Origin of the sequence: Amycolatopsis sp. NBC_00438 (genome assembly GCF_036026695.1) — a bacterium.
Classification (GTDB): Bacteria; Actinomycetota; Actinomycetes; order Mycobacteriales; family Pseudonocardiaceae; genus Amycolatopsis.
In genome coordinates this window covers 9802638-9826402 of the sequence record NZ_CP107923.1, presented here as the reverse complement: position 1 = coordinate 9826402, position 23765 = coordinate 9802638, and the positions used below count along the sequence as shown (strand labels likewise).

Genomic DNA, 23765 nt, shown 5'->3' with positions numbered 1-23765 from the left:
TGGCGCCCGAGAAGGCCGTACCGGTTGCCTTCAGGCGGCCGAAGTGCCGGACGTGTCCGGTTCCGGCGGGGCCTGGCGGCTCTTCGCCTCGTCGATGGCCTTGGTCAGCAGGTCGCGGACGCGCTTGGGCTCGCCGACGCCCATCAGCGTCACCGAGCCGGGCTCGGGGAAGGCGAAGGTGCCGGTGCTCGACCGGCCGGGCTTGAGGACCGGCGCCGACAGGCCGGCCAGTTCGCTGGCGCGTTCCTTCTGCCGGAACAGGCCCGAGCGCGCGATGATCCGGGTGTCCGTGACGGCGTAGGTCGTCCGGCCGAGCGCGAGGTAGCGGACGGCGGACCGGCCGACCGCGCCGTAGAGGCCGGCGGCCAGCACGACCAGCCCGGCGAGCATGCCCGCGCCTTCGGGTTCCTGCGAGAGGAGGAACCACAGCGCGGCCGCGGTGACGACGAGCCCGGCGGGGGCGATCACCCCGTCCGCGGCGACGTAGAACGGGCGCTGGACCGGCTCGCCCGCCCAGAGCACGCGCTCACCGGGTAGAAGATCGATTTCCCCTGCTGACATGGCAGAACACTACTCCGCCAGGGTGGCCGACGCCGAATGCCGAACGCGCCGTGAGAGCCCGGGCACGCTCTGTGCGTCCACGCGAGCCACTGTGACGGAAATCCGCGAGACCGCACCGAGATCCGTCGGTTAGCGTGGGCAGCCGTGACGTGGAGTGTGTACGGGAGTTACCTGCTCATCGTGGTCCTGATCGTGCTCGCGCCGGGGCCGGACACGATGGTGATGCTGAAGAACGCCCTCTCCGGCGGCTTCCGGGGCGGGCTGCTCGCCTCGCTCGGGATCGTCACCGGGAACGTCGTGCAGGGCAGCGCCGCCGCGCTCGGGCTCGGCGTGCTCATCGCGAAGTCGCAGCCGGTGTTCCTCACCCTCAAGTGGATCGGCGCGGCGTACCTCGTCTTCCTCGGTTTCCAGGCGCTGCGCGGCGCGTTCCGCGGGAACTACGACGTCGTCGAGCAGACGCAGCAGCGTCGTCCCGGCGGCGGTTTCCGGCGGTTCCGCGAAGGGTTCCTCTCCAACATCACCAACCCGAAGGTGCTCGTGCTGTACCTGTCGGTGCTGCCGCAGTTCCTCGACCCCGGTCGCACGACGACCTGGGACGCGCTCGCGCTGGCCTACACCGTCGCCGTGATCGGCGGGCTGTGGCTGCTGGTGCTGCTGGTGTTCGTGCACCGCGTGCGCGCCTGGCTGGGCCGCCGCCGGGTCCGCCGGACGCTGGACGGCGTCACCGGCACCGCGCTGGTCGGGTTCGGCGCCGCCCTCGCCCTGGAGTCCTGATGACGTGGAGCACCTACGCCGGGTTCGCGGCGATGATGGCGTTGCTGGCGATGATGCCGGGCCCGGACACGATGGTGGTGCTGAAGAACGCGCTCACCGGCGGCGCGCGCGGCGGCGGCTGGGCGTGCGCCGGCATCACCGTCGCGAATTTCCTGCAGGGCACGGCGGCCGCGCTCGGGCTGGGCGCGGTGATCACCCGCTACCAGCCGGTGTTCGTGACGGTGAAGTGGCTCGGCGCGGCGTACCTGGTGTACCTGGGCGTCCAGGCCCTGCGCGGCGCCTGGCGAGGTGACTACGAGGCGCTGGACGACGTCCGCCGCGCCCGCGCCTCCCGGAGCCGGCGGTTCCGCGAAGGGTTCCTGTCCAACATCACCAACCCCAAGGTGATCGTGCTGTACCTGTCGGTGCTGCCGCAGTTCCTGACGCCCGGATCGGGCTTCGGGGACTCGCTGCTGCTGGCGTACACGGTCGCGGCGCTGGGCGTGGTGTGGCAGGTGCTGCTGCTGTTGTTCGTGCACCGGGTCCGCGGGTGGTTGCAGCGCCGGAAGGTGCGCCGCGCGATGGACGGCGTGACGGGGACGGCCTTGCTCGGCTTCGGCGCGGCCTTGGCCCTCGAAGGCTGACGCCTTCACCGATCGGCGGCGAGCACGGCCGCGAGGCCCTCTCGCAGGTCTTCGACGAAATACCCGGGCACCTCCAGCGACGGGAAATGTCCCCCGGTTCCGGGCTCCGTCCACCGGACGATCCGCCGGTACCGCTCCCGTGCCCAAGCGCGCGGGTACTTCTCGATGTCGCGGGGATACACGGTGATCGCCGACGGGACGTCGACCCGGAGCCCGGGATCGAGGGAGTTGTGGCTTTCGTAGTAGATGCGGGCCGCGGACGCGCCGGTCCGCGTCAGCCAGTACAGGGTGACGTCGTCGAGAACGCGGTCGAGGGAAATCGTCTCGAACGGGCTGTCTTCGGTGTCCGACCACTCGGCGAACTTGTCGAGGATCCAGGCGAGCAGCCCGACCGGTGAGTCGACGAGCGAGTAGCCGATGGTCTGCGGCCGGGTCGCCTGCTGCTTCGCGTACGCCGCGCGGTGACGCCAGAAATGGCGGGTTTCCTCGGTCCACGCGCGTTCGACCGCCGTCAGCCCGTCCGTGGTCAACCCGGGCGGTCCTTCCGCGAACGTCGTGTGGATGCCGAGAACGTGCGCCGGGAACCGGCCGGCGAGAACCGTGGTGATGTTGCCGCCCCAGTCGCCGCCGTGCGCGGCGAACCTGCGGTAGCCGAGCCGTCCCATCAGTTCCACCCACGCGGCCGCGATCTTTTCGGTTCCCCACCCGGTGGTGGCGGGCTTGTCGCTGTAACCGAAGCCGGGCAGCGACGGGACCACGACGTGGAACGCCGGCGCGGCCGCGTCCTCCGGATCCGCCAGCTCGTCCACCACGTCGGCGAACTCGGCGATGCTGCCCGGCCAGCCGTGCGTCACGATCAGCGGAGTGGCGTCCGCGCGCGCGGATCGGCGGTGCAGGAAGTGGATTCCCAGATCGTCGATGGTCGTGCGGAACTGGCCGATCCGGTCGAGGCGCTCTTCGAACGACCGCCAGTCGTACCCGGTGCGCCAGTAGTCCACGACGTCGACGAGGTCGGCGAGCGGAACGCCCTGGTCCCATCGGCGAGGACCGGGCGCGGCGCCCCGGATCGTCTCGGCCTCCGGCAGGCGCGCCGCGGCCAGTCGCGCACGCAGTTCGTCGAGGTCGGCGTCGGGTGCGTGGGCTTCGAACGCCCGCACGTCGCTGGGTGAACGGGGCATGAGACCTCCTGGCTGTCGCGGAACCGGCTTAGACGGTTCTAACAGACCTCCTCGTCCACTCGCAACCTGCTAAGCTGGTTCCATGCCTGCCGGGTTCCCCGACTTCCGCCTCGGTACCGTGCTGGCGACGAGCTTCACGGGGACCCTGTCGGAGCGTCACGGCGAAGCCGTGGAGCGCGTTCCCACACCGCACCGGCTCGTCGACTGGCTGGCCGTGAGCGGCCTCGCCGTGGACTCCTGCACCGCCGCCCAGCTCGAACTCGCCCGGGAACTGCGGGAGGCGATCCACGCCGCCGCGACCGCGGCCGCGACCCGGGACGCCCTCCCCGCGTCCGCGGTCCGGGTCATCAACGACCGCAGCGCCGGGGGCCGGGCCGCGGCCGTCCTGACCCCCGAGGGCACGCGGCGCTGGCAGCTCGGCTCGGCTTCCCGCGTGGAAGACGCCCTCGGCGTGATCGCCGCCGACGCGATCAGCGTCATCGCCGGCGAACGGGACGGAAAGCTGGCCTTGTGCGCCTCGCCGACCTGCCGGGCCGCGTTCTTCGACACCAGCCAAAGCCGCACCCGCAGATGGTGCGACATGAACACCTGCGGGAATCGTCAGAAGAAAGCGCGCTTCTTGGCCAACCAGCGCAAGAAAACCGGCTCCCCCCAATAGCGGTACGGCCGGGCGGGCTCGCGGTCGGAAGTCAGAGCGTGCGCTCCAGCCAGTCGTAGATCCGGCCGACCGCGAGGCGCTGGGCGCCGACGTGGCAGTGGGCGTCCGCGCCTTCCTCCGCCGTGAACGTCAGCAACGTCTTCGGCGCGGTCACGTGCGAGTACAGCCGGCGCGGCTCGGTTTCCGTCTCACCGCCGAAGAACAGGTCGTCCGCCGCTTCGCAGATCAGCGTCGGGCACGCGATCTTCTCCGCGAAGCCGCCTTCGAGGGTGTACTCGAGGTACTTCGCGACGAACTCGCGGTCGGTCGCCGCGCCCAGGACGTAGCGGCCGTGGTCGCACGCCCAGCGCAGGGTCGAGCTGGCCTGCCGGCCGGCGGCGAGGAACGCGTCGAACTCCTCGTCGTGCTCGGCGTTCGCGCGGCGGACGATCTCCTCGCGGTCCCACGGCAGCATCGACGTCACCGCGGAGCCCGCGTCGTAGACGCCGTCGACCGCGATCACCGCCGCCAGGCGTGGTTCGAACGCCGCGGCGCGCGGGGCGAGCACACCGCCCAGGCTGACGCCCAGGAGCGCGATCCGCTCCGGGTCGACGCCGTCGAGGCCCAGCACGAAGTCCACCACCGGCGTCACGACGTGCTCCCAGTCCGGCCGGAACACGAGCTTGTCGCGGTGCATCGCGCTCGGCTGGCCGGGGCCGTCGAAGGTCAGCACGTGGTAGCCGCGCTCGGCGCCGGACGCCGCGCCGAAGAAGTGGAGTTCCTCGGCGCTGCCGTCGAAACCGCTGTGCATCAGGACAACCGGCTTCGGGCTCGCGCCGGGAGCGCGGTAGAAGTAGCCCTGCAGGGTGGTTCCCTCGTACGGGATTTCGACCGGCTCGGCGACGGCCGCACGCCGGAAGCATTCGACGCTGCGGTCGTAGGCCGCCGCGATCCGCGGGTCCGCCGGGTCGCCGTGCAGGAAGAAGTCCGCCGAGAAGTAGTAGGTCGACGCGCGCAGCAGCAGATCCCGCGCGGTCACCGGGCTCGCGTCGGCCGCCTCGGCGTACAGCCGGTCGGCCAGGCCGCGGTAGGCGTCGTGCCAGCTGTCGTAGTCCCCCGGCGTCACCTTCGACGCGGCCGCGAGCACCTCGCCGAAGTCCGAGCCGCCGTAGGCCGCGTGGCCGAACAGGCGCAGGGTTTCGAACCAGAACTGCGGGTCCTCGGTGAACATGAGCTGCTTCATCGGATTTCCTCCATCACAAAGGTGCGGAACGAGCGGGCGGGCCGGCCGGTGACCTGCTCGACGGCCGGGGTGACACGGTCTTCGGTGCCGCGGCGGACGTCCTCGTCGAGCGCGGCGAGAATGGCGGCGAAGGCTTCGGGAATGCCGTACGCCGTCAGCCGCGCGGCGAACTCCGCGGTGCTCACCGCGCGGTGCCGCACCGGACGTCCGGTGTGCGCGGCGACGATCTCGGCGGCCTCGGCGTAGCTCACCGCCGAAGGGCCGGTGAGCACGTGTTCGGTGTTGTGCGGTTCGGCGTCGGTCAGCGCGCGGACGGCGACCGCCGCGATGTCGCCGGCGTCGACGAACGCGACCCGGGCGTCGCCGGTCGCGGTGACGATCTCGCCGTCCCGCACGCCCTGGGCGACCAGGTGCTCGCCGGTGAAGTTCTGCATGAACCACGACGGCTTCAGCACGGTCCACTCCGGCACCGCGCGTACCAGGCGCTGCAGTTCGCCGAGCCCGGGCGAGTCCTCGGTGACGGCGGACGAGCTGAGCAGCACCACCCGGCGGACGCCGGCGTCGAGCGCGTCCGCCAGGAACGGTTCGACCAGCCGCGCGGGCTCGGCCTCGCCGATCGGGGCGAGCAGGTACACGGCATCGACGTCGCGGAGCGCCTCGGTGTGCGTGCCGCGGTCGGTCCAGTCGAACCGGACCTGGCCGGGTTCGCTCGCCTTGCGGGTGGCCGCCCTGGCGGTGACGCCGATTTCCCGCAGGCCCGCGACCACCCGGCCGCCGGTCGTGCCGGTGCCGCCGAGGACCAGGACGTCAGCCACGGTCACTCCCGGCGAACGCCGCCGTCAGCTCGTCGACGCCGCCCATCAGCTCGGCCGCGGCCAGCGGGCTCCAGTAGTCGCGGTAGTGCCGGATTTCGCCGTCCGCCACGGTCAGCACGGCGATGTAGGACAGCTCGTACGGCTTCCGCGTCGCGACGACGACTCCCGCGACGGTCATTTCCACGACCACCACGGCCGGGTCGGCGGTCTCGTGGACGGTCTTCGCCGCGATCGCCCGGACATCCAGGAGGTCCGGGTAGCCGCGCAGGTAGTCGGCGATGGCCTCGCGGCCCTCGACACGAGCCGGGTAGCCCGGCGCGGCGAACGGGAACTCGAGGACGCCGTCCTCGGCCCAGAGCCCGGCGAACCCGGCCATGTCGTGCTTCAGCAGCAGGTCGAGTGCGTGCTCGACAAGATCGCGTGGCTGCACGAGAACTCCTTCAACGTTTGGACGAGACGGTACCGTCCCGACGTCAATATAGACGGGACGGTACCGTTCCGTCCACCCGCTACACTGCGCCCCATGGCACGCACTCCGACCGGCGCCGCGGTCCTCCAGCCCGAAGTCACCCAGGCCATCACGGACGCGGTGCTGCACGAGCTCGCCGAGCAGGGCTACGGGCGGCTGTCGATGGAAGCGGTGGCCAAGCGCGCCGGCGTCGGCAAGAGCGCCCTGTACCGGCGGTGGACGTCGAAGCACGAGATGATCACCGCGGTGGTCGCGGAATTCAGCGTGTCGCGCGCGGTGCTCGAAGACACCGGCTCACTGCGCGGCGACCTGCGGGTGACACTGCGGGCGATGATCGACTGGCTGACGCACCCGGTGTTCTCGCGGATCCTGCCGGACCTCGTCGCCGAGGGCGCGCGGAACCCGGAGATGGCCGAAAGCGCGCGCACGAGCATCGGCGGCCCGCGGCGCGACCGCGCGGAGGTGATGCTGCGCCGCGCGATGGACCGCGGCGAGCTGCCGGCGGACCTCGACGTCGAGATGGCGATGGACGTCCTGGGCGCGCCGATCTACTGGCGCATGGTGGTCCGCCGGGCCCCGGTGGAGCCGGACTACCTGGACCGGCTGGTGGAGTACGTCCTGCGCGCGCTGGGCGCCCGCGAGGTCTGAAAAGCCGTGAATGGCACATCGAGGGACTCTGAGTCCCTCGATGTGCCATTCACGGACTACGTGCGGGCCGGCTCCCCGCTGACGCGCTCGATGCGCGCGCCCAGGCGGTTCAGGTTCTCAACGAAGTGCGGGTAGCCGCGGTCGATGTGGAAGACGTCCCAGACCTCGGTGACGCCGTCCGCGCACAGCCCGGCCAGCACCAGCCCGGCGCCCGCGCGGATGTCCGACGCCCAGACCGGCGCGCTGGAGAGCCGTTCGACGCCGCGGACCACCGCGTGGTGGCCGTCCGTGCGGGTGTCGCCCGAAAGCCGGATCATCTCCTCGATGAACCGGAACCGCGCCTCGTAGACGTTCTCGGTGATCATCGAGGTGCCCTCGGACACCGCCGACAGCGCGACCGCGAACGGCTGCAGGTCGGTCGCGAAACCGGGGTAGGGCAGCGTGACCCAGTCGACCGCCTGCGGCCGTTCGGCCTGCACGATGCGGAAACCCTTGTCCCCGAAGGTGGTGACTTCGGCGCCGGCCAGCTGGAGCTTGTCGAGCACCAGGTCGAGGTGGTGCGGGTTGACGCCGCGCACGGTCAGGTCGCCGCGGGTCATCGACGCCGCGAACGCCCAGGTCGCGCCCACGATCCGGTCGCCGATCACACTGTGCTGGGTCGGGTGCAGCTGCTCCACGCCGTGCACGGTCAGCGTCGACGTCCCGGCGCCCTCGACCTTCGCGCCCATCTCCACGAGCATCGTGCAGATGTCGACGATCTCGGGCTCGCGCGCGCAGTTGTCGATCACCGTGGTGCCCTCGGCCAGCACGGCGGCCATCAGGATGTTCTCGGTCGCGCCGACGCTCGGGAAGTCCAGCCAGATCTGCGCGCCGACCAGCGTCTCGGCCTTCGCGACGACGCAGCCGTGCTCGATGGTGCTCGTCGCGCCCAGCTTGCGCAGGCCGTTCTGGTGCATGTCCAGCGGCCGCGAGCCGATCGCGTCACCGCCCGGCAGCGCCACGACGGCCTGCTTCAGCCGGCCGACCAGCGGTCCCAGCACGCAGACGGACGCGCGCAGCTTGCCCATCGCCGCCGAGTCGGCGCGGTAGGACAGCTCGGCCGGCGTGGTGATGGTGGCCGTGTCGCCCTCGATGACGACCTCGCAGCCGACGCTCCGCAGCACGTCGCCCATCAGCGGGACGTCGAGGATCTGCGGGCAGTTCGTGATGGTCGTGGTGCCCTCCGCGAGGAGGGCGGCGGCCATCAGTTTCAGCACGCTGTTCTTGGCCCCGACCACGTCGACCTCGCCGACCAGCCGGGCTCCGCCATGCACGTCGAAGTGCTCGCTCATGGCCGCCAATCATGCCCTCTCGCCCGGATTCGACCCGGGCGGGGGCCGCTATGGTGGCTTCATGGTCGTTCGCATCAACCGCGTGTACACCAAGGTCGGCGACAACGGCACGACGGCGCTCGGTGACGGGTCGCGCGTGCCCAAGACGTCCCCGCGCCTGGGCGCCTACGCCGACACCGACGAGGCCAACTCGGTCATCGGGCTGGCCGTCGCGCTGGGCGCGCTGCCGGCCGAGATCACGGACGTCCTGCGCATGCTGCAGAACGACCTCTTCGACGTCGGCGCCGACCTCTGCCTGCCGATCCAGGACGACCCGCCGTACCCGCCCCTGCGCATCACCGAGAAGTACCTGGAGCGACTCGAAGGCTGGTGCGACGACTTCAACGACCGCCTGCCGAAGCTGACGTCGTTCATCCTGCCGGGCGGCACTCCGGGCGCGGCGTTCCTGCACCAGGCGCGCACGGTGTCGCGGCGGGCCGAGCGGTCGGCGTGGGAGCTCTACGAGGCCGAGCCGGCGACGACGAACCCGATCGCGCTCAAGTACCTGAACCGGCTCTCGGACCTGCTGTTCATCCTCGCCCGGCTGGCCAACCCCGAGGGTGACGTGCTGTGGCAGCCGGGCGGGCAGCCCTCCTAGATCCCCCAGCTCTCCCGCAGAGACCGCAGGGCCTGGTGGAAGCCGGGGAACGTCTTCTTCACGCACTCCGGGTCGTCCAGCGTGATGCCGTCGGCCAGCAGGCCCGTGATGCTGAACGCCATCGCGATCCGGTGGTCGCGGCGGCACTTGATCAGCGCGCCGGTGGGCACGCCCGGCTGGATCTCGATCCAGTCGCGGCCGGTCTCGACGCCCACCCCGAGCGCGCGCAGGTTCTCCTCGCACGCGTCCAGGCGGTCGCACTCCTTGATCCGCGTGTTGTAGACGTCCTCGATGCGCACCGGCCCGGCCGCGAACGGCGCGATCGCGGCCAGCGTCGGGACCGTGTCGGAGATGTCGCGCATGTTCACCGTGACGCCGCGCAGGCCCTCCGACGGGCCCGCGACCGTCACCGAGTCCTCTTCCAGCTGCACGTGGGCGCCCATCCGCTCGAGGACGTCCACGAACCGGACGTCGCCCTGCAGGGCCGTCGTTCCCAGGCCGGGGATGGTCACCGTGCGGCCGGTGACCGCCGCCGCGGCCAGGAAGTAGCTGGCCGTCGACGCGTCGGGCTCCACCGGGTAGTCGCACGCCTGGTACGGCTGCGGCGGGACGACGAACGTCTGGCCCTCACGGCGGACGTCGACGCCGAAGCGCCGCATCATCTCCAGCGTGATCTCGACGTACGGCACCGACACGAGGTCGGTCACGGTGATCCGCAGCCCCTCCGCGGTCAGCGGCCCGAGCAGCAGCAACGCGGTCAGGAACTGCGACGAGAGCCCCGCGTCCAGGGTCAGGTCGCCGCCCTTGACGCCGTTCGCGCGGACGGTCAGCGGGTGGTGGCCCGGCTCGCCCTCGAAGGTCAGGTCGACGCCCAGCTCCTGCAGCGCGTCGGTGAGCGGCCCCAGCGGACGGCGGCGCATCTGGTCGGAGGCGTCGAAGTGGAACGTGCCGGTGCCGGCTGCGGCGAGCGCGGGCAGGAAGCGGGCCGTGGTGGCGCCGTCGCGGCAGAAGACGTCGGCGGACGCCACACCCGGCCCCGGCGGCCGGCCCTCGATCGTCCAGGCGTCCGGCTGCCGGTCGACCTGGTAGCCGAGCTTCACGAGCCCCTCGGCGAAGCCCTCGGTGTCGTCCGAATGCAGCGGACGGCCGAGCACGGTGGTGCCGCGCGCGGCGGCGGCCAGGAACAGGCCTCGGGCGGTGACGGACTTGGAGCCGGGGATGTCGACGAGGGTCACGAACCCCAGTTTAGTGGGGCGCGATCTCCGCCATCGGGCCCCAGTCGGAGGCGTCCTGGACGTTGATGATCCGCGGGTTGTCCGAGATGTAGGCACCCAGGTTCGCGACCGCCCACTTGAAGTGGTCGGAGCCGACGTGCGCGACGGCGGCGTCCTGGCCTTCGAAGCCCTCGACCAGCACGTACGTGTTCGTGTCCTCGAGGCTGCGGGACCACTCGAAGAACCGGTTGCCCGCTTCGGCGCGAGTGTTCTCGGTGTAGTCCGCCACGATGTCCGGCCAGGCTTCCGCGTGCTCCGGTTTGACCGGGAACTTGACCACGATGAAGATCATGCGTTCAACCGTAGGCCAAAACGGCCGGGCCGGCTGTCTCGGTTTGAGACAACCGGGGTCAAGAGGCGCGCGGGAGACGGCGCCCGGGCGGGGCGGATTCGAGCCAGGAGAGGAAGCCGGTGAGCGCGCCCGGTCCCATGGCGATCTCGATCGCCTCCTGCGTCTCGGACTCGCAGCGCAGCACGATGGCGCCTTCGGGAACGGCGTAGGCCTCGGTGCCGGACGGGTCACGGCGGTCGGCGATCTGCATGCTCGCGCGCTGGAAGACGCGGTCCGGGCCGGAGCGCAGGCTCCACACCCGGTACCAGACGAACTCGTCACCCTCGTAGCGGCCGAGCCCCAGGTGCCAGCTGGCCCGCGCGTTGTCCGGACGCCACCGCAGCGCGACGCTCACGCCCCCGCCGCGGCGCATCCGGATCCACCGCTGGCCATACCAGCCGACCAGCACGGCGAGCACGATCAGGAGCCCGAGTACCACCACGGTGATCTGCACGGCCCGGCTCCTGCCCGTCGCTCGCTCAGACCGACTGACCTGCGGCGCGGAGCTGGGCCGTAGCCCTGGTCCGCTCGGTCTCGTCGTCGGCGGTCAGGGCCGCCTTGGCCGCGTCGACGTCGATTTCGTCGGAAAGCTCGGCGCTTTCGGCGAGGATGCTCACCCCGGTGCCGGTGACCGACAGGAAACCGCCGTGCACGGCCGCACACACCGTCTCGCCGTCGGTGGTCGTCACCTTGACCACGCCACCCTCGACGAGCTGCCCGAGCACGGGCTCGTGACCGGCCATGATGCCGATCTCGCCCTCGGTGGTCTGGGCCACCACGAAAGTGGCGGTACCCGACCAGAGACGGCGCTCCACGGCCACCAGCTCCACGGACATCTCAGCCACGTAGCACTCCTTCGCTCGGGGTGTTGCCACCGAGTGTAATAGGTCTGTATCCCGGTATGAGAACGGCGGGGGCCCGAGTCCACAATGGACACTGCCCCCGCCGTCGTCAGGAGATCACTTCTTGGTGATTTCCTTGTACTTCTTCTCGAGGTCTTCGAGGCCACCGATACCCAGGAACGCCTGCTCCGGGTAGTGGTCGAAGTCACCCTTGGCGATGCGGTCGAACGACTCGATGGTCTCCGACAGCGGCACCGTCGAGCCCGGGATCTGCGTGAACGCCTCCGCGACCAGCATGTTCTGCGAGAGGAAGCGCTCGATCCGGCGGGCACGCTGGACGGTGAGCTTGTCCTCTTCCGAGAGCTCGTCCATACCGAGGATCGCGATGATGTCCTGCAGTTCCTTGTACTTCTGCAGGATCCGGATGACCTCGGAGGCCACGCGGTAGTGGTCCTCACCGACGATGGCCGGGTCGAGGATCGTCGACGTCGACGCCAGCGGGTCCACCGCCGGGAAGATGCCCTTCTGGAAGACACCACGCGACAGCTCGGTGGTGGCGTCCAGGTGGGCGAACGTCGCGGCCGGGGCCGGGTCGGTGTAGTCGTCCGCGGGGACGTAGATCGCCTGCATCGAGGTGATCGACCGGCCTCGGGTCGAGGTGATCCGCTCCTGCAGCTGGCCCATCTCGTCGGCCAGCGTCGGCTGGTAACCCACGGCCGACGGCATCCGGCCCAGCAGGGTCGACACCTCGGAACCGGCCTGGGTGAACCGGAAGATGTTGTCGATGAACAGCAGCACGTCCTGGTTCTGCACATCGCGGAAGTACTCCGCCATGGTCAGCGCGGACAGGGCGACGCGCATGCGCGTGCCCGGCGGCTCGTCCATCTGGCCGAACACGAGGGCGGTGTCGTTGATGACGCCGTCTTCGCTCATCTCCAGGAAGAGGTCGTTGCCCTCACGGGTGCGCTCGCCGACCCCGGCGAACACCGACGTACCACCGAAGTTCCGGGCGACACGGGTGATCATCTCCTTGATGAGCACCGTCTTGCCGACGCCGGCACCGCCGAACAGGCCGATCTTGCCACCCTGGACGTACGGGGTGAGCAGGTCGACGACCTTGAGGCCGGTCTCCAGCATCTCCGTCTTGCCTTCGAGCTGGTCGAAGGACGGCGGGTTGCGGTGGATGCCCCAGCGCTCGAGGTCATCGCCGTAGCCGGGCTCGTCGAGGCACTCGCCGAGCGCGTTGTAGACGTGGCCCTTGACCTTGTCGCCCACCGGCACGGTGATCGGGCCGCCGGTGTCGGTGACCTCGGCACCGCGGACGAGACCGTCCTGCGGCTGCAGCGAAATGGTGCGGACGAGGTTGTCACCCAGGTGGGAGGCGACCTCGAGCGTCACGGTCTTGCGGAGCTGCTCGAACTCGATCTCGACCTTGAGCGCGTTGAACTGGTCGGGCACGGAACCGCGCGGGAACTCGACGTCGACGACCGGACCGGTCACCGACACGATGCGCCCCTTGGCGCGCGGGGCTTCAGTACTGGTCATCAATCATCACTTCCTGCTGCGGTGAGCGCGTTCGCGCCACCGACGATTTCGGAGATCTCCTGGGTGATCTGCGCCTGGCGGGCCTGGTTCATCTCCCGCGTCAGGTTGCCGACCAGGTCGTTCGCGTTGTCCGAAGCGGCCTTCATCGCCGTCCGGCGCGCGGCCAGCTCGGACGCCGCCGACTCCAACAGCGCCGAGTAGATGCGCGTGTTGATGTACTTCGGCAGGAGCGAGTCCAGCAGCTTGTCGGCACTCGGCTCGAACTCGTAGCTGGGGAGCAGCCCGGCGGGCGTCTCCTCTTCCCCTTCGGAGTACTCGACCTCGAGCGGCGCGACGCGCTTGGCGATCGGCCGCTGCGTCAGCATCGACACGAACTCGGTGTAGACGATGTGGATCTCGTCGACACCTTCGATGCCGTCGGCGTTGCCCTGCGCGTCGTCGACGCCGGCCATGAACGACTCGACCAGCGTCTCCGCAGCCTCGACCGCGGCGGCGTAGTTCGGCTGGTCGGAGAAGCCCGTCCAGCCGTCCGCCACCTCGCGGTTGCGGAACCGGTAGTAGTTCAGGCCCTTGTTGCCGGTGACGTAGACCTGAGCTTCCTTGCCCTCTTTGCGGAGCAGGGAAAGCAGCTCTTCGGTCGCGCGCAGCACGTTGGAGTTGTAGCCACCGCACTGGCCCTTGTCACTGGTCACGACCAGGACAGCGGCCCGCTTCGGGTTCGGGCGCTCGACCAGCAGCGGGTGGTCGAGGTTGGCCGCCGCACCGGCCAGCGCCGAGAGCACCTTGGTGATCTCGTCGGCGTACGGCCGGGAAGCGGCGACCTTCGCCCGCGCCTTGGTGATGCGCGCGGTGGCGATGAGCTCCATCGCCTTGGTGATCTTGCCGATCGACTTGGTCGCCTTGATGCGCGACCGGAGTTCCCGGAGTTGTGCGGCCATGAGCTATCAGCTCACTTCTTCGGGGCGGGCTTGTTGACCTTGACGGTCTCCTGCCCGACCTTGTCGGCGTCCATCGCGTCGGCGTCGGCCCCGACCAAGGCGTTGCCGTCGGAGGTGGTGAACTCCTTCTTGAACTCGTTCACCGCGGCGACCAGCTTGTCGGCGGTCGCGTCCTCGAACTTCCCGGAGTCGCGGATCGCGCCCAGGACGTCGTCGTGCTTGCGGCGGGCCGAGTCGAGGAACTCGTGGTTGAAGCGGCGCACGTCCTCGGTCGGGACCGAGTCGTAGTGGCCGTTCGTGCCCAGCCACACCGTGCAGACCTGCTCCTCGACCGGGATCGGCGAGTACTGCGGCTGCTTGAGCACCTCGTACAGCCGGGCACCGCGCTCGAGCTGCGCCTTGGAGGCGTCGTCGAGGTCCGAGGCGAAGGCGGCGAACGCCTCCAGCTCGCGGTACTGGGACAGGTCGATGCGCAGCGAGCCGGAGACCGACTTCATCGCCTTGACCTGCGCGGCACCACCCACGCGGGAAACCGAGATACCCACGTCGATGGCCGGGCGCTGGCCGGCGTTGAACAGGTCCGACTGGAAGAAGCACTGGCCGTCGGTGATCGAGATGACGTTCGTCGGGATGTAGGCCGACACGTCGTTGGCCTTCGTCTCGATGATCGGCAGCCCGGTCAGCGAGCCGGCGCCCAGCTCGTCCGAGAGCTTCGCGCACCGCTCGAGGAGACGGGAGTGCAAGTAGAAGACGTCGCCGGGGAAGGCTTCGCGGCCCGGCGGGCGACGCAGCAGCAGCGAGATCGCGCGGTACGCGTCGGCCTGCTTGGTCAGGTCGTCGAACACGATGAGGACGTGCTTGCCCTCGAACATCCAGTGCTGGCCGATGGCCGAGCCGGTGTACGGGGCGATCCACTTGAAGCCGGCGGAGTCCGATGCCGGAGCGGCGACGATGGTGGTGTACTCCATCGCGCCCGCGTCCTCGAGGGACTTCTTGACCGCGGCGATCGTGGAGCCCTTCTGGCCGATCGCGACGTAGATGCAGCGGACCTGCTTCTTCTCGTCGCCGGTGTCCCAGTTGGACTTCTGGTTGATGATCGTGTCCACGGCGACGGCGGTCTTGCCCGTCTTGCGGTCACCGATGATCAGCTGGCGCTGGCCGCGCCCGATCGGGGTCATCGCGTCGATGGCGGTGATGCCGGTCTGCAGCGGCTCCGACACCGGCTGGCGCTCGACCACCGACGCGGCCTTGACCTCCAGCGGACGGCGGTCGACGGTCTCGATGTCGCCGAGGCCGTCGATCGGGGCGCCCAGCGGGTTGACGACACGGCCGAGGTAGCCGTCGCCGACCGGCACCGACAGGACCTGGCCGGTGCGCTTGACCTGCTGGCCCTCTTCGATGCTTTCGAAGTCGCCGAGGATCGCGGCACCGATGGAGCGCGCGTCCAGGTTCAGTGCGACGCCCAGGACGCCGCCGGGGAACTCGAGCAGCTCGTTGGCCATGGCCGAGGGAAGGCCCTCGACGTGGGCGATACCGTCACCCGCGTCGATCACGACGCCAACTTCTTCCCGGCTCACGTCCGGGGCGTAACTCGAGACGTAGTTCTCGATCGCGCTACGGATCTCATCCGAGGAGATCGTCAGCTCGGCCATGTCTTTCCCGCTCTCGCTTCGTTCTTGCCAGTATGCAAAGTCTTGTGTGGCCGGGGACTAGGCCCGGGCCAGCCGCCTGCGCAGGGCAGCGAGCTGACCCGCCGCGCTCCCGTCGATGATCTCGTCGCCGACGCGGACGACGAGCCCGCCGCCGAGACTGGGATCGACCTCGACGTGCAGCGCGATCGACCGCCCGTAGATGGTGTCGAGCTTCGCGCCCAGCTGGGCGGTCTGCTCGTCGGTCAGGGGGCTCGCGCTGGTCACGTAGGCGACCGAGCGCTGACGGCGTTCCGCGGCCAGCTTGACCAGCGCGTCGAGCCCGGCGCCGACACCGCGGCCCTTGGCCCGGCGGACGACCTGCTCGACGAGGGTCTCGGTGACCACGTCCACCTTGTCGGCGAACAGCCCGCGCACCAGCGACCGCTTGGCGTCGGCGGGACCGGCCAGGTCCGCCAGGGCGGTCTCGAGCTCCGGGTGGTTGGCCACGACGCGCGAGACCTGGAACAGCTGGGTCTCGACGGCGTCGATGTTGCCGGTCTTCTCGGCGGCGGTGAGCAGCGCGGAGTGACCGAGCGACTCGAGCCCGTCGACCAGCTGACGAGGGCTGGACCAGCGGCTGCCCGCCACGGCGTCGAGCACCTTCAGGGCCGGCTCGGACAGCTTGCCGTCGAACAGCCGGCGCACCAGCGTGGTGCGCGACTCCGGCGTCGCCGAGGCGTCACTCACCGCCCGGCGCAGACCGATCTCCCGGTCCAGCAGGTCGACGACCGAGAGCAGCTCGTCGCCGACCGTGGCCGCGTCGGCTCCCGCGTCGGCCAGAACCTCGCCGAGGCGTTCCTCGGCGAGGCCGAGCGCTTCACGGCTCGCAGCATGCAGCGTCATTCCGGTCTACTTCCCCGCTCCACCAGCGGCACCGGCGGTGTCCAGCTCCGCGAGGAACCGGTCGACGGTGCCACGACGGCGCGCCTCGTCTTCGAGCGACTCGCCGACGATGCGGCTGGCCAGCTCCACGGCGTTGCGGCCCATGTCGGCCCGCAGCTCGGCGATGATCTGCGCCTTCTGGGCCTGCAGCTGAGCCTGGCCCTGTGCGACGATCCGCTGGGACTCCGCCTCGGCGTCGGCCCGCAGTTCCGCCTTGATCTGCTCGGCTTCGAGCCGCGCGTCGTCACGGATCTTCGCGGCCTCGCTCCGGGCTTCCTTCAGCTGCGCCTGGTACTGCGCCAGCGCGGCTTCGGCTTCGGCCTGGGCCTTTTCGGCCTTCTCGATGCCACCCTCGATCTTCTGCGCACGCTCTTCGTACGCGGCCTCGAAGCGAGGGACGACGTACTTCTTGAGGATGAACAGCAGGATCAGGAAGGCGACGATGCCGAGGATCAGCTCCGAGATGTCGGGGATGATCGGGTTGTGCGTCTCGCCTTCAGCGGCGAGGAGCATTGCACTCTTCAGCACGGCGTCTCCTTAAGCGATGAGCTGCTGACTCAGGCGGCGGAGGCGATGAAGTAGATGACGATGCCGATCAGGGCCAGAACCTCGGTCAGCACGAAGGTCGAGAAGCCGATGCCCTGCAGCTTGCCCTGGGCCTCCGGCTGACGCGCGGTGCCGTTGATGACGGCGGCGAAGATCAGACCCACACCGATGCCCGGGCCGATCGCGCCGAGGCCGTAACCGATGGCGGCGAGGCCGGGGTTGATGTTGACGGCGGCTTCGGCGGCCTGGGCCAGAACGATGTTGCTCACGTGCATTTCCCTTCACTTCGGTCCACGCGCTCGCGTGAATCGGGGGCTTGTGTGTTTCTCAGTGCTCCGACGCCAGCGCGGCGCCGATGTACCCGGCCGACAGCAGGGCGAAGATGTAGGCCTGCAGCACCTGGATGAAGGCCTCGAGGAAAGTCATCCCGATGGCGAAGATCCACGCCACCAGCGAAACCGGCTTCAGCGCCCAGCCCGACGTCTCGGTCAGCAGGAAGGTGCCGCCGAGAGTGAACACGGCCAGGATGAGGTGGCCGGCGAACATGGCGGCGAAAACACGGATGGCGAGCGTGAGCGGGTTGAGGAAGAACTTCTCCGCGAACTCGATCAGCGAGAAGAGCGGCAGCACCGCCTTGGGCACGCCCGGCGGTGCGAGTTCCTTCTTGAAGTACCCGGCGAAACCGTGCCGCTTGAAGCCGGCGTAGTGGTAGACCGGGTAGACCACGAGGACCGCCAGCGCGACGGGGAAACCGAAGCGCGCCATGGTCGGGAACTGCAGGACGGGGATGATCCCGTAGAGGTTGTTCACCAGTACGAAGGTGAACAACGAGAAAACGAGCGGCACGTACGGCTTGAAGTCTTTCGAGCCGATCTGCTCGCGTGCGATGTTGTTGCGGCTGAAGTCGTAGATGGACTCCGCGACGAACTGCCCTTTGCTCGGAACGACCTTCAGCTTGCGGGTCGCCAGCAGGAAGTACGCCGCGATGATGACCACCGAGAGCACGACGAGCACCATCGGCTTGGTAACCCCGCCGAACAGCGGCGGCAACTCGAAGCTTCCGGCACCGGGCGGTGCGAACACCGCACCCTCGGCCAATACCAGCGCGCCCACTGGGCTCCTTCCGGTTCTCCCGGCCGGCGTTCACTCCGCCGGGGGAATCGTCACGATCTGGACTTAACGTACCCGATACGCATCGGGACGTCGGAGGCGGCTGCCCCACTGTGCGATGAACACGGCTTCACGTTCTGCACACGGGGTTGTCTCGCGTGAACACTGCCCTGCGGTCTACTTCGGACCAGCGGCGGAAGGCGGAACTACACGGTCGCCACACTGCTGATCGCGGTTCGTCTCAGGAAGCGCGCGGCCGAGGCCGCCACCCTTGACGCGGACCATACCAGCAGGTCAATCAGTGCCGTACACGCGTACTCCATACCCACCGATCAGCCCAGGACTTAGGTCCCGGGTCGACCCGGGACCCAGGTCCGGCGGGGGCCGGGACCCTCCCGGGAACGTCGCAGGCGAGCCGTCCGGGACCCGTTTCGAGAGCCGCGCGAAAGCGCACGCCCGTGACGCCGGTCACACCCAGGTGGCCGCAGGCCGGTTCACCGTGGGTAACGGAACTTCCCGGCAAAACGGACCGGGCTCAGGAGGGGATGATCGTCGGGATCTTGGTCTTGCGGAAGGCGGCGAACTCGGCCGCGGCGGCCAGCAGGATGGCCACGATCATGGTGATGCCGAGCGACATCGGGTGCAGCGCCGTGACGCCCTTCAGCAGCGTCAGCGCGCCGAACAGCAGGACGACCTTGACGACGTACCCGCCGAGCGCGATCACCATGACGAACATCGGGTCCTGGCCGGCGCTGAAACGCATCATGCCCAGCGTCGAAAGCGACGCCAGCATCGCCAGCGCCCCGCCGACGAGCGAGCCCCAGAAACCCGGCATGCCGTTGAGGATGCTGAAGAGCACGATGCAGACGAGCACCGCCGGCGGGGTCACCAGCAGCGAAGCCTTCGTCATGGCGCGGGCCGCCTGCAGCACCACCTTGGCGTGCGGGTTCTCCTGCGCTTCGGTCGAAGTCTCGGTCTCGCTCACAACTGGCTCCCTGCTCGGTTCAACACCCGAGTGTAGAGGCCCTGGTGAAACGGGGTCCCGGCCACCCGGCGCGACGAACCGGCCGCTCCCGCTCCGCGTAATGCGCCGGCAACGGAAGCGACCGGGATCAGGTCCGTTTTCGCGGACTGGTTTCCGGACCGGTCAGGCCGGCCAGGTCGCCCCCGGATTGGTGCACGTCAGGCCGTTCCAATCCAGACTGTGGACACTCGTGACGCTGACCGTGACCGTCTGCCCCGGCCGACGCAGGCGATCGTGTTCCCGACCAGCACGAAGCGGGCGAGCACCTGCCCGACCGGCCGTCATCGGTGCAGTGGTGGTGGTAGTCGCTCCAGTCCGCGGAACTCGCACCGCAGGGGTGACCAGCGGACGAAGTCCAGTTCACGGTCCCGCCGTCAACTCCGTCCAGCCCTCCGGCCGCCTCGCCGGCGTGTCCCACGCGGGCGAACGCCGTCCCCACGGCCAGCAGCCCGGTGACGGATTCGCGCATCCTCATTCGTTTCCCCTCCCGATTCAACGAACAAAGAGGGAGCGACCGGACAAGGCAGGGCGCAGCGAGAAGCCTTTCGCTCGCGGACTCCCCAGCCCCAACCCCTCGGGAAAACGGCAACCAGAGAAGGCGATCATGGGCAATTACCCGATCGTGGCACCGCGGGCTAAGCGCCTGGCTGGTGGCGCGAGCGCAGCCGCGGGATGATCGAGACCCCCACCGCGAACACCAGGCCGACGCCGATGATCCAGAGGGCCGCCGCGTCGTTGAACAGGGTCACCGAAACCGCGCCGAACGCCAGGATGCCGGCCCACAAGTAGATGAGCAGCACCGCCCGGCGCTGGGAGTGGCCGATCTCCAGGAGGCGGTGGTGCAGGTGCATCTTGTCCGCCGCGAACGGGCTTTCGCCGCGGCGGGTGCGGCGGACGACCGCCATGATCAGGTCCAGCAGCGGGACGAACAGCACCGCCGCCACGACCACCAGCGGGGACAGCAGCGCGATCGCGTCCTTGCCGCTGAACTGCGGGTAGGGCACGCGCCCGGACGCCGACGTCGTCGCGCCCGCGAGCATCAGACCGATCATCATCGAGCCCGAGTCGCCCATGAATATCTTGGCGGGCTGGAAGTTGTACGGCAGGAACCCCAGACACGCGCCGGCGAGGGTGGCCGCGATCAGCGCCGGCGGGTAGGTGCCGACGTCGCCGCCGGAGCTGTCGAGCAGGCCCAGCGAAAACGCGCAGGTGGCCGCCGCCGCGATGAAGCCGAGGCCGCCGGCCAGGCCGTCGAGGCCGTCGACGAAGTTCATCGCGTTGACCATCACGACGACCATCACGACGGTGAGCAGCGCGCCCTGGTTCTTGTCGAGCACCAGGACCGAGCCGAACGACGCGCCGGTGCCGCCCCACGGCACCCAGAACGACACCCACTGCACGCCGAAGATGACCAGGATCCCGGCGCACATCACCTGGCCGGCCAGTTTCGTCCAGGCGTCGAGCTCGAACCGGTCGTCGAGCGCGCCGATCAGCGAGATGACGCCGGCGGCGAGCAGCACGCCGACCGAGTCGAACGAGGCGTCGAAGCCGTGCGACAGCGCGGGCAGCTGGTGGGCCAGGCCCATTGCCGCGGCGACCCCGAGGTAGATGCCGATCCCGCCCATGCGCGGGATCGGCGCGACGTGCACGTCGCGCGCGCGGGGGTTCGCGATCGCGCCGACGCGGATCGCGATCCGGCGCACGACGCCGGTCAGCAGGTAGGTCACGGCCGTCGCGGTCAGCGCGACGAGGATGTATTCCCGGATCGGGAGAAGACCGGATGTGGGCGGCACGGGTGCGTCACGCTCGCGGGGTCGGGGTCACCCGCGACACGCTATCGTGCCGCGCGCGACGCCTTGATCCGGCTTCACGCCAACGATTCCGCGGGGACACCGAGCACCTCCGCGATGGCGTCCTTGCTCACGGCGCCTTCGCGCAGCACCACCGGTTCGGTACCGGTGAGGTCCACGATGCTCGACGCGACGGCCTCGCCGCTGGAGCCGCCGTCGAGGTACACCGCGACCGAGTCGCCGAGCTGCTCCTGCGCGTCCTGCGCGGTGCTGGCCGGCGGCCGGCCGGAGACGTTCGCGCTCGAGACGGCCATCGGGCCGACGTCGCGCAGCAGCTCCAGCGCCACCGGGTGCAGCGGCATCCGCAGCATCACGGTGCCGCGCGCGTCGCCGAGGTTCCACTGCAGACTCGGCGCGTGGGGCAGCACAATGGACAGATCGCCGGGCCAGAAGGCTTCGATGAGCGCGCGGGCCTGCGGCGGCACGCCGAGAACCAGACCGTCCACAGTGGACCACGAGCCGACGAGCACGCCGACCGGCATGTCGGGGCCGCGGTTCTTCGCGCGCAGCAGGGCCTGGACGGCGCCCGCGTCGAACGCGTCCGCGCCGATGCCGTAGACCGTGTCGGTCGGCAGGACGACCAGCCGGCTCGACCGGACCGCGCCGGCCGCGGCGGCCAGCCCGTCGGCCCGGGAGTCCCGCTTGCTGCAGTCGTAGACCACGCTCATGGCGCCAAGGGTAGCCCCGCGCGCCGGAGGGGCCCGCCGCGGCAGGCCCCTCCGGGTCGTGGTCCCGAGGTGCGCGTCAGAAGCCGAACGCCGTGCAGCTCGCGGTGGCCGTCTTCGACGGGTCGCTCACCGACGTCGCCGTCAGCTTCACCCGGGCGGCCAGGTCACCGCCACTGCGCTTCGCGAAGGCGGGCACCTTCACGAACTGGCCGAACTTCGCCGTCGCCAGCTCGTTCGGCAGCCGCACCTGCCAGCCCTTCGCGTCGGTCGACGCGCTCAGCCGGTAGGTGTCGGTGTCATACGGCGCCTTCGCACCCTTCGCCGACCCCGTGTTGACCAGGCCGAAGTCGCAGGTCGCGAGCCCGCCGCGGGCGAACGCCGGCGGCGCCGGGGTCACCGCGGCGCCCCGCGCCTGGCTGCCCGCGCCGTCGAGCGAAGCGACCGTGACGGTGTAGGAGAGCACCCCCTTGCGGTCCCGGGCGAGGTCGGTGACCAGGAACTTCAGCCGGTTCGCCTGGTCGGTGTACTCGTACGGGCTCGCCGCCTCGGTGCCCGCCTTGAACAGCGCGTCGTTGAGCTGGCGGTAGTCACCGATGGTGATCTTCACCGGCGTGCCGTCCGGCTTGGTGTAGTCGGTGATGCCGATGTCCTGCGGGTTGGCGTCGATCACCCAGTCGAACGGCGCGTTGTCCTGGTTCTTCGTCTTGGTGATCATGACTCCGGAGTCCGGCGCGAAGGAGTCCGCGCCCATCCGGTCGACGACCTCGACGGTGTAGTTGTCGTAGCCACCGCCGTCGCAGAACGGGTCCTTGGCGCGGTCGCACTTCGGGCTCTTGTCGCCGCCGGTGAGCTTGATGTTCAGCCCGGTGAACGCACCCGGCTGCGCCTCGGTCTCGCGGGCGGTCAGCCGAGCCGACACCGGGCCGGACGTCGCCAGCTGGTTGCGGTCGAGCTGCAGCACGTCCGCCGGGTCGACGATGCCGAGCTTCAGCTTGTTGCGCAGCTGGTGCTGCGCGCCCATCGAACTGCCCTGCGTGGCCGGGATCTGCCAGCGCGTGTGCGGGCCGCCCGGTCCGTTGAACGTGCCGCGCGACAGCATGTCCCACGGCCCGCTGTAACTGCGGGACGGTGGAACGCCGAACGGGTTGTTGTAGTTGTCGCCGATGCCGAGGATGTGGCTGAACTCGTGGGCGTAGGTCGACTGCCCGGAGCTTTCGGCCTGCACCGAGCTGCCGTTCCCGGCGTTGGGCCAGATGCTGGCGGCCGACGCCCACGACGTCCACGGGACGTACCGGGTGGCGGCGTAGTTCGGCAGGTCGTGGTTCGGCGGGCCGAACGCGTCCGGGACGTTCTCCTTGGTGCCGAACTTCATCTCGCCGAACTCCTGCCAGGTCGAGCTTTCGTCCTGGCCGGCGGAAAGGTAGAAGACGAAGTCGAACTGGTTCGCGGCGTCGCCGACGTCGGCGCGCCAGGCGTTCCCGGCGTCCGCGCGGATGTCGCGGTCGCAGTTCGCGCTCGGCGGGCACGCGCCCGGCTGGAACTCCATGCCGTACTCGTAGGACTTGCCGGGCATCCGGTACGGGCCGAACGCCGTCAGCTGGACGCCGAGGCGGCCGCCGGAGTCCTCCATCCAGTACTCGTTGATGGTGTGCCCGTTGTTGAGGGCTTCGGGTTTGTTGAGGAAGTCCTGGTAGTACTGCGCGACGTTCGCCCGCGGGATGTTCGCGGCGGCGGGCCCGGGGTTGCCGAACACGGTCGACTTCGGCGGCTGCGTGACGACGAAGTCCTGGTCGGGGTAGTCGGCGAGGACGACGGCGCCCTTGAAGACGCGCTGCGTCGGCTTCAGGGCGGGGTCGGCCCAGTTCGTCCCGGGCACCTTGCGGTAGTCGGACCACGTCATGTGGTCCTGGTTCTCCCAGTGCGCGGCGTCGATCGGGGCGGGCCAGCCACGGGTGAGCGGTTCGGCGGCCGCGGTCCCGGCACCGAGCCCGGACAGGACCGTGACGGCGGCGAGCAGGGCGAGCGCTTTCGGGGTTCTGGCGCGCATCTGCGGCTCCTTCACTGGAAACCGGCGGTTTCCCGTGATCGACCGTATTGAGCCGCGCTGTCCCCGTTCTGCCCCGGAGCGAGGGTTTACCCGCTTGCCCC

At 69.9% G+C, this 23765-nt stretch carries 26 protein-coding genes; 5 read left to right on the top strand and 21 right to left on the bottom strand.

What is annotated here, in order from left to right; translation table 11 throughout:
* Nucleotides 1-30: 30 nt before the first annotated feature.
* A complete protein-coding gene (locus tag OG494_RS45390; protein ID WP_328449565.1) occupies nucleotides 31-561 on the bottom strand; it encodes a PH domain-containing protein in 531 nt (176 codons plus the stop codon).
* Between the two features lie 144 nt (nucleotides 562-705).
* Here OG494_RS45390 and OG494_RS45385 point away from each other — a divergent pair, with 144 nt between their 5' ends.
* The gene (locus tag OG494_RS45385) at nucleotides 706-1335 is read left to right on the top strand and encodes a LysE family translocator (protein ID WP_328449563.1); all 630 of its coding nucleotides are present in this window, start codon (nucleotides 706-708) and stop codon (nucleotides 1333-1335) included.
* On the top strand, nucleotides 1335-1958 hold the full coding sequence (locus OG494_RS45380) for a LysE family translocator (RefSeq protein WP_328449561.1): 624 nt from the start codon (nucleotides 1335-1337) through the stop codon (nucleotides 1956-1958). Before OG494_RS45385 ends, OG494_RS45380 begins: the two co-directional genes overlap by 1 nt.
* Nucleotides 1959-1963: 5 nt before the next feature.
* Here the strand turns inward: OG494_RS45380 and OG494_RS45375 are convergent, their stop codons facing one another.
* Nucleotides 1964-3136: an epoxide hydrolase family protein gene (locus OG494_RS45375; protein ID WP_328449559.1), complete on the bottom strand. Its 1173-nt coding sequence runs from the start codon at nucleotides 3134-3136 to the stop codon at nucleotides 1964-1966.
* An 82-nt stretch (nucleotides 3137-3218) separates the two neighbouring features.
* On the opposite strand from OG494_RS45375, the gene OG494_RS45370 reads away from it, so the two are divergent.
* Entirely contained in the window at nucleotides 3219-3794 is a 576-nt protein-coding gene (locus tag OG494_RS45370) for a CGNR zinc finger domain-containing protein (protein WP_328449557.1), read from the top strand.
* A gap of 31 nt (nucleotides 3795-3825) precedes the next feature.
* Here OG494_RS45370 and OG494_RS45365 read toward each other — a convergent pair whose 3' ends face one another.
* Genes OG494_RS45365 through OG494_RS45355 form a run of 3 tightly spaced genes read right to left on the bottom strand, consistent with a single transcriptional unit; the run spans nucleotide 3826 to nucleotide 6261 of the window.
* Nucleotides 3826-5016 carry an alpha/beta hydrolase family protein gene (locus tag OG494_RS45365; protein WP_328449556.1) on the bottom strand — a complete coding sequence of 397 codons (1191 nt, stop codon included), beginning with the start codon at nucleotides 5014-5016 and terminating at the stop codon, nucleotides 3826-3828.
* Nucleotides 5013-5831, bottom strand: coding sequence for an NmrA family NAD(P)-binding protein (locus OG494_RS45360; RefSeq protein ID WP_328449554.1), 819 nt, complete (start codon nucleotides 5829-5831; stop codon nucleotides 5013-5015). The genes OG494_RS45365 and OG494_RS45360 overlap by 4 nt, the downstream gene beginning before the upstream one ends.
* The gene (locus OG494_RS45355; RefSeq protein ID WP_328449552.1) at nucleotides 5824-6261 is read right to left on the bottom strand and encodes a nuclear transport factor 2 family protein; all 438 of its coding nucleotides are present in this window, start codon (nucleotides 6259-6261) and stop codon (nucleotides 5824-5826) included. Before OG494_RS45355 ends, OG494_RS45360 begins: the two co-directional genes overlap by 8 nt.
* Before the next feature lie 93 nt (nucleotides 6262-6354).
* Here OG494_RS45355 and OG494_RS45350 point away from each other — a divergent pair, with 93 nt between their 5' ends.
* The gene (locus OG494_RS45350) at nucleotides 6355-6948 is read left to right on the top strand and encodes a TetR/AcrR family transcriptional regulator (RefSeq protein ID WP_328449550.1); all 594 of its coding nucleotides are present in this window, start codon (nucleotides 6355-6357) and stop codon (nucleotides 6946-6948) included.
* A 56-nt stretch (nucleotides 6949-7004) separates the two neighbouring features.
* Here OG494_RS45350 and murA read toward each other — a convergent pair whose 3' ends face one another.
* Nucleotides 7005-8279, bottom strand: coding sequence for a UDP-N-acetylglucosamine 1-carboxyvinyltransferase (gene murA / locus OG494_RS45345; protein WP_328449548.1), 1275 nt, complete (start codon nucleotides 8277-8279; stop codon nucleotides 7005-7007).
* 61 nt (nucleotides 8280-8340) lie between these two features.
* Here murA and OG494_RS45340 point away from each other — a divergent pair, with 61 nt between their 5' ends.
* Nucleotides 8341-8916, top strand: a complete 576-nt coding sequence (locus OG494_RS45340) for a cob(I)yrinic acid a,c-diamide adenosyltransferase (protein WP_328449546.1) — start codon at nucleotides 8341-8343, stop codon at nucleotides 8914-8916.
* Here OG494_RS45340 and aroA read toward each other — a convergent pair.
* The 15 genes from aroA to OG494_RS45265 all read right to left on the bottom strand — a co-directional run bounded on the left by aroA (nucleotide 8913) and on the right by OG494_RS45265 (nucleotide 23664).
* Nucleotides 8913-10151, bottom strand: coding sequence for a 3-phosphoshikimate 1-carboxyvinyltransferase (aroA, locus tag OG494_RS45335; RefSeq protein ID WP_328449544.1), 1239 nt, complete (start codon nucleotides 10149-10151; stop codon nucleotides 8913-8915). The genes OG494_RS45340 and aroA overlap by 4 nt on opposite strands.
* 10 nt (nucleotides 10152-10161) lie before the next feature.
* Complete coding sequence (locus OG494_RS45330; RefSeq protein WP_328449542.1) at nucleotides 10162-10482, bottom strand: putative quinol monooxygenase; 321 nt, start codon at nucleotides 10480-10482, stop codon at nucleotides 10162-10164.
* 58 nt (nucleotides 10483-10540) lie between these two features.
* Entirely contained in the window at nucleotides 10541-10975 is a 435-nt protein-coding gene (locus OG494_RS45325; RefSeq protein WP_328449540.1) for a DUF2550 domain-containing protein, read from the bottom strand.
* Nucleotides 10976-11000: 25 nt separating this feature from the next.
* On the bottom strand, nucleotides 11001-11366 hold the full coding sequence (locus OG494_RS45320) for a F0F1 ATP synthase subunit epsilon (RefSeq protein ID WP_328449538.1): 366 nt from the start codon (nucleotides 11364-11366) through the stop codon (nucleotides 11001-11003).
* Nucleotides 11367-11480: 114 nt separating this feature from the next.
* The gene (atpD, locus tag OG494_RS45315; protein WP_323322809.1) at nucleotides 11481-12908 is read right to left on the bottom strand and encodes a F0F1 ATP synthase subunit beta; all 1428 of its coding nucleotides are present in this window, start codon (nucleotides 12906-12908) and stop codon (nucleotides 11481-11483) included.
* Nucleotides 12908-13846: a F0F1 ATP synthase subunit gamma gene (locus OG494_RS45310; protein WP_328449534.1), complete on the bottom strand. Its 939-nt coding sequence runs from the start codon at nucleotides 13844-13846 to the stop codon at nucleotides 12908-12910. Before OG494_RS45310 ends, atpD begins: the two co-directional genes overlap by 1 nt.
* A gap of 11 nt (nucleotides 13847-13857) precedes the next feature.
* On the bottom strand, nucleotides 13858-15498 hold the full coding sequence (gene atpA / locus OG494_RS45305; protein WP_328449532.1) for a F0F1 ATP synthase subunit alpha: 1641 nt from the start codon (nucleotides 15496-15498) through the stop codon (nucleotides 13858-13860).
* A 57-nt stretch (nucleotides 15499-15555) separates the two neighbouring features.
* Nucleotides 15556-16380 carry a F0F1 ATP synthase subunit delta gene (locus OG494_RS45300; protein WP_328449530.1) on the bottom strand — a complete coding sequence of 275 codons (825 nt, stop codon included), beginning with the start codon at nucleotides 16378-16380 and terminating at the stop codon, nucleotides 15556-15558.
* A 6-nt stretch (nucleotides 16381-16386) separates the two neighbouring features.
* Nucleotides 16387-16932: a F0F1 ATP synthase subunit B gene (locus OG494_RS45295; RefSeq protein WP_442874535.1), complete on the bottom strand. Its 546-nt coding sequence runs from the start codon at nucleotides 16930-16932 to the stop codon at nucleotides 16387-16389.
* 44 nt (nucleotides 16933-16976) lie between these two features.
* Nucleotides 16977-17234: an ATP F0F1 synthase subunit C gene (locus tag OG494_RS45290; RefSeq protein WP_247057118.1), complete on the bottom strand. Its 258-nt coding sequence runs from the start codon at nucleotides 17232-17234 to the stop codon at nucleotides 16977-16979.
* A gap of 58 nt (nucleotides 17235-17292) precedes the next feature.
* Complete coding sequence (atpB, locus tag OG494_RS45285) at nucleotides 17293-18078, bottom strand: F0F1 ATP synthase subunit A (RefSeq protein WP_328449527.1); 786 nt, start codon at nucleotides 18076-18078, stop codon at nucleotides 17293-17295.
* Between the two features lie 532 nt (nucleotides 18079-18610).
* Nucleotides 18611-19060 carry a hypothetical protein gene (locus OG494_RS45280; protein WP_328449525.1) on the bottom strand — a complete coding sequence of 150 codons (450 nt, stop codon included), beginning with the start codon at nucleotides 19058-19060 and terminating at the stop codon, nucleotides 18611-18613.
* 674 nt (nucleotides 19061-19734) lie between these two features.
* Complete coding sequence (locus OG494_RS45275; RefSeq protein ID WP_328449523.1) at nucleotides 19735-20892, bottom strand: glycosyltransferase family 4 protein; 1158 nt, start codon at nucleotides 20890-20892, stop codon at nucleotides 19735-19737.
* Between the two features lie 74 nt (nucleotides 20893-20966).
* Nucleotides 20967-21617 (bottom strand): L-threonylcarbamoyladenylate synthase, encoded by a 651-nt coding sequence (locus tag OG494_RS45270; RefSeq protein ID WP_326944141.1) that lies wholly within the window; start codon nucleotides 21615-21617, stop codon nucleotides 20967-20969.
* 76 nt (nucleotides 21618-21693) lie between these two features.
* Nucleotides 21694-23664, bottom strand: coding sequence for a M6 family metalloprotease domain-containing protein (locus OG494_RS45265; RefSeq protein ID WP_328449517.1), 1971 nt, complete (start codon nucleotides 23662-23664; stop codon nucleotides 21694-21696).
* Between the last annotated feature and the right edge of the window lie 101 nt (nucleotides 23665-23765).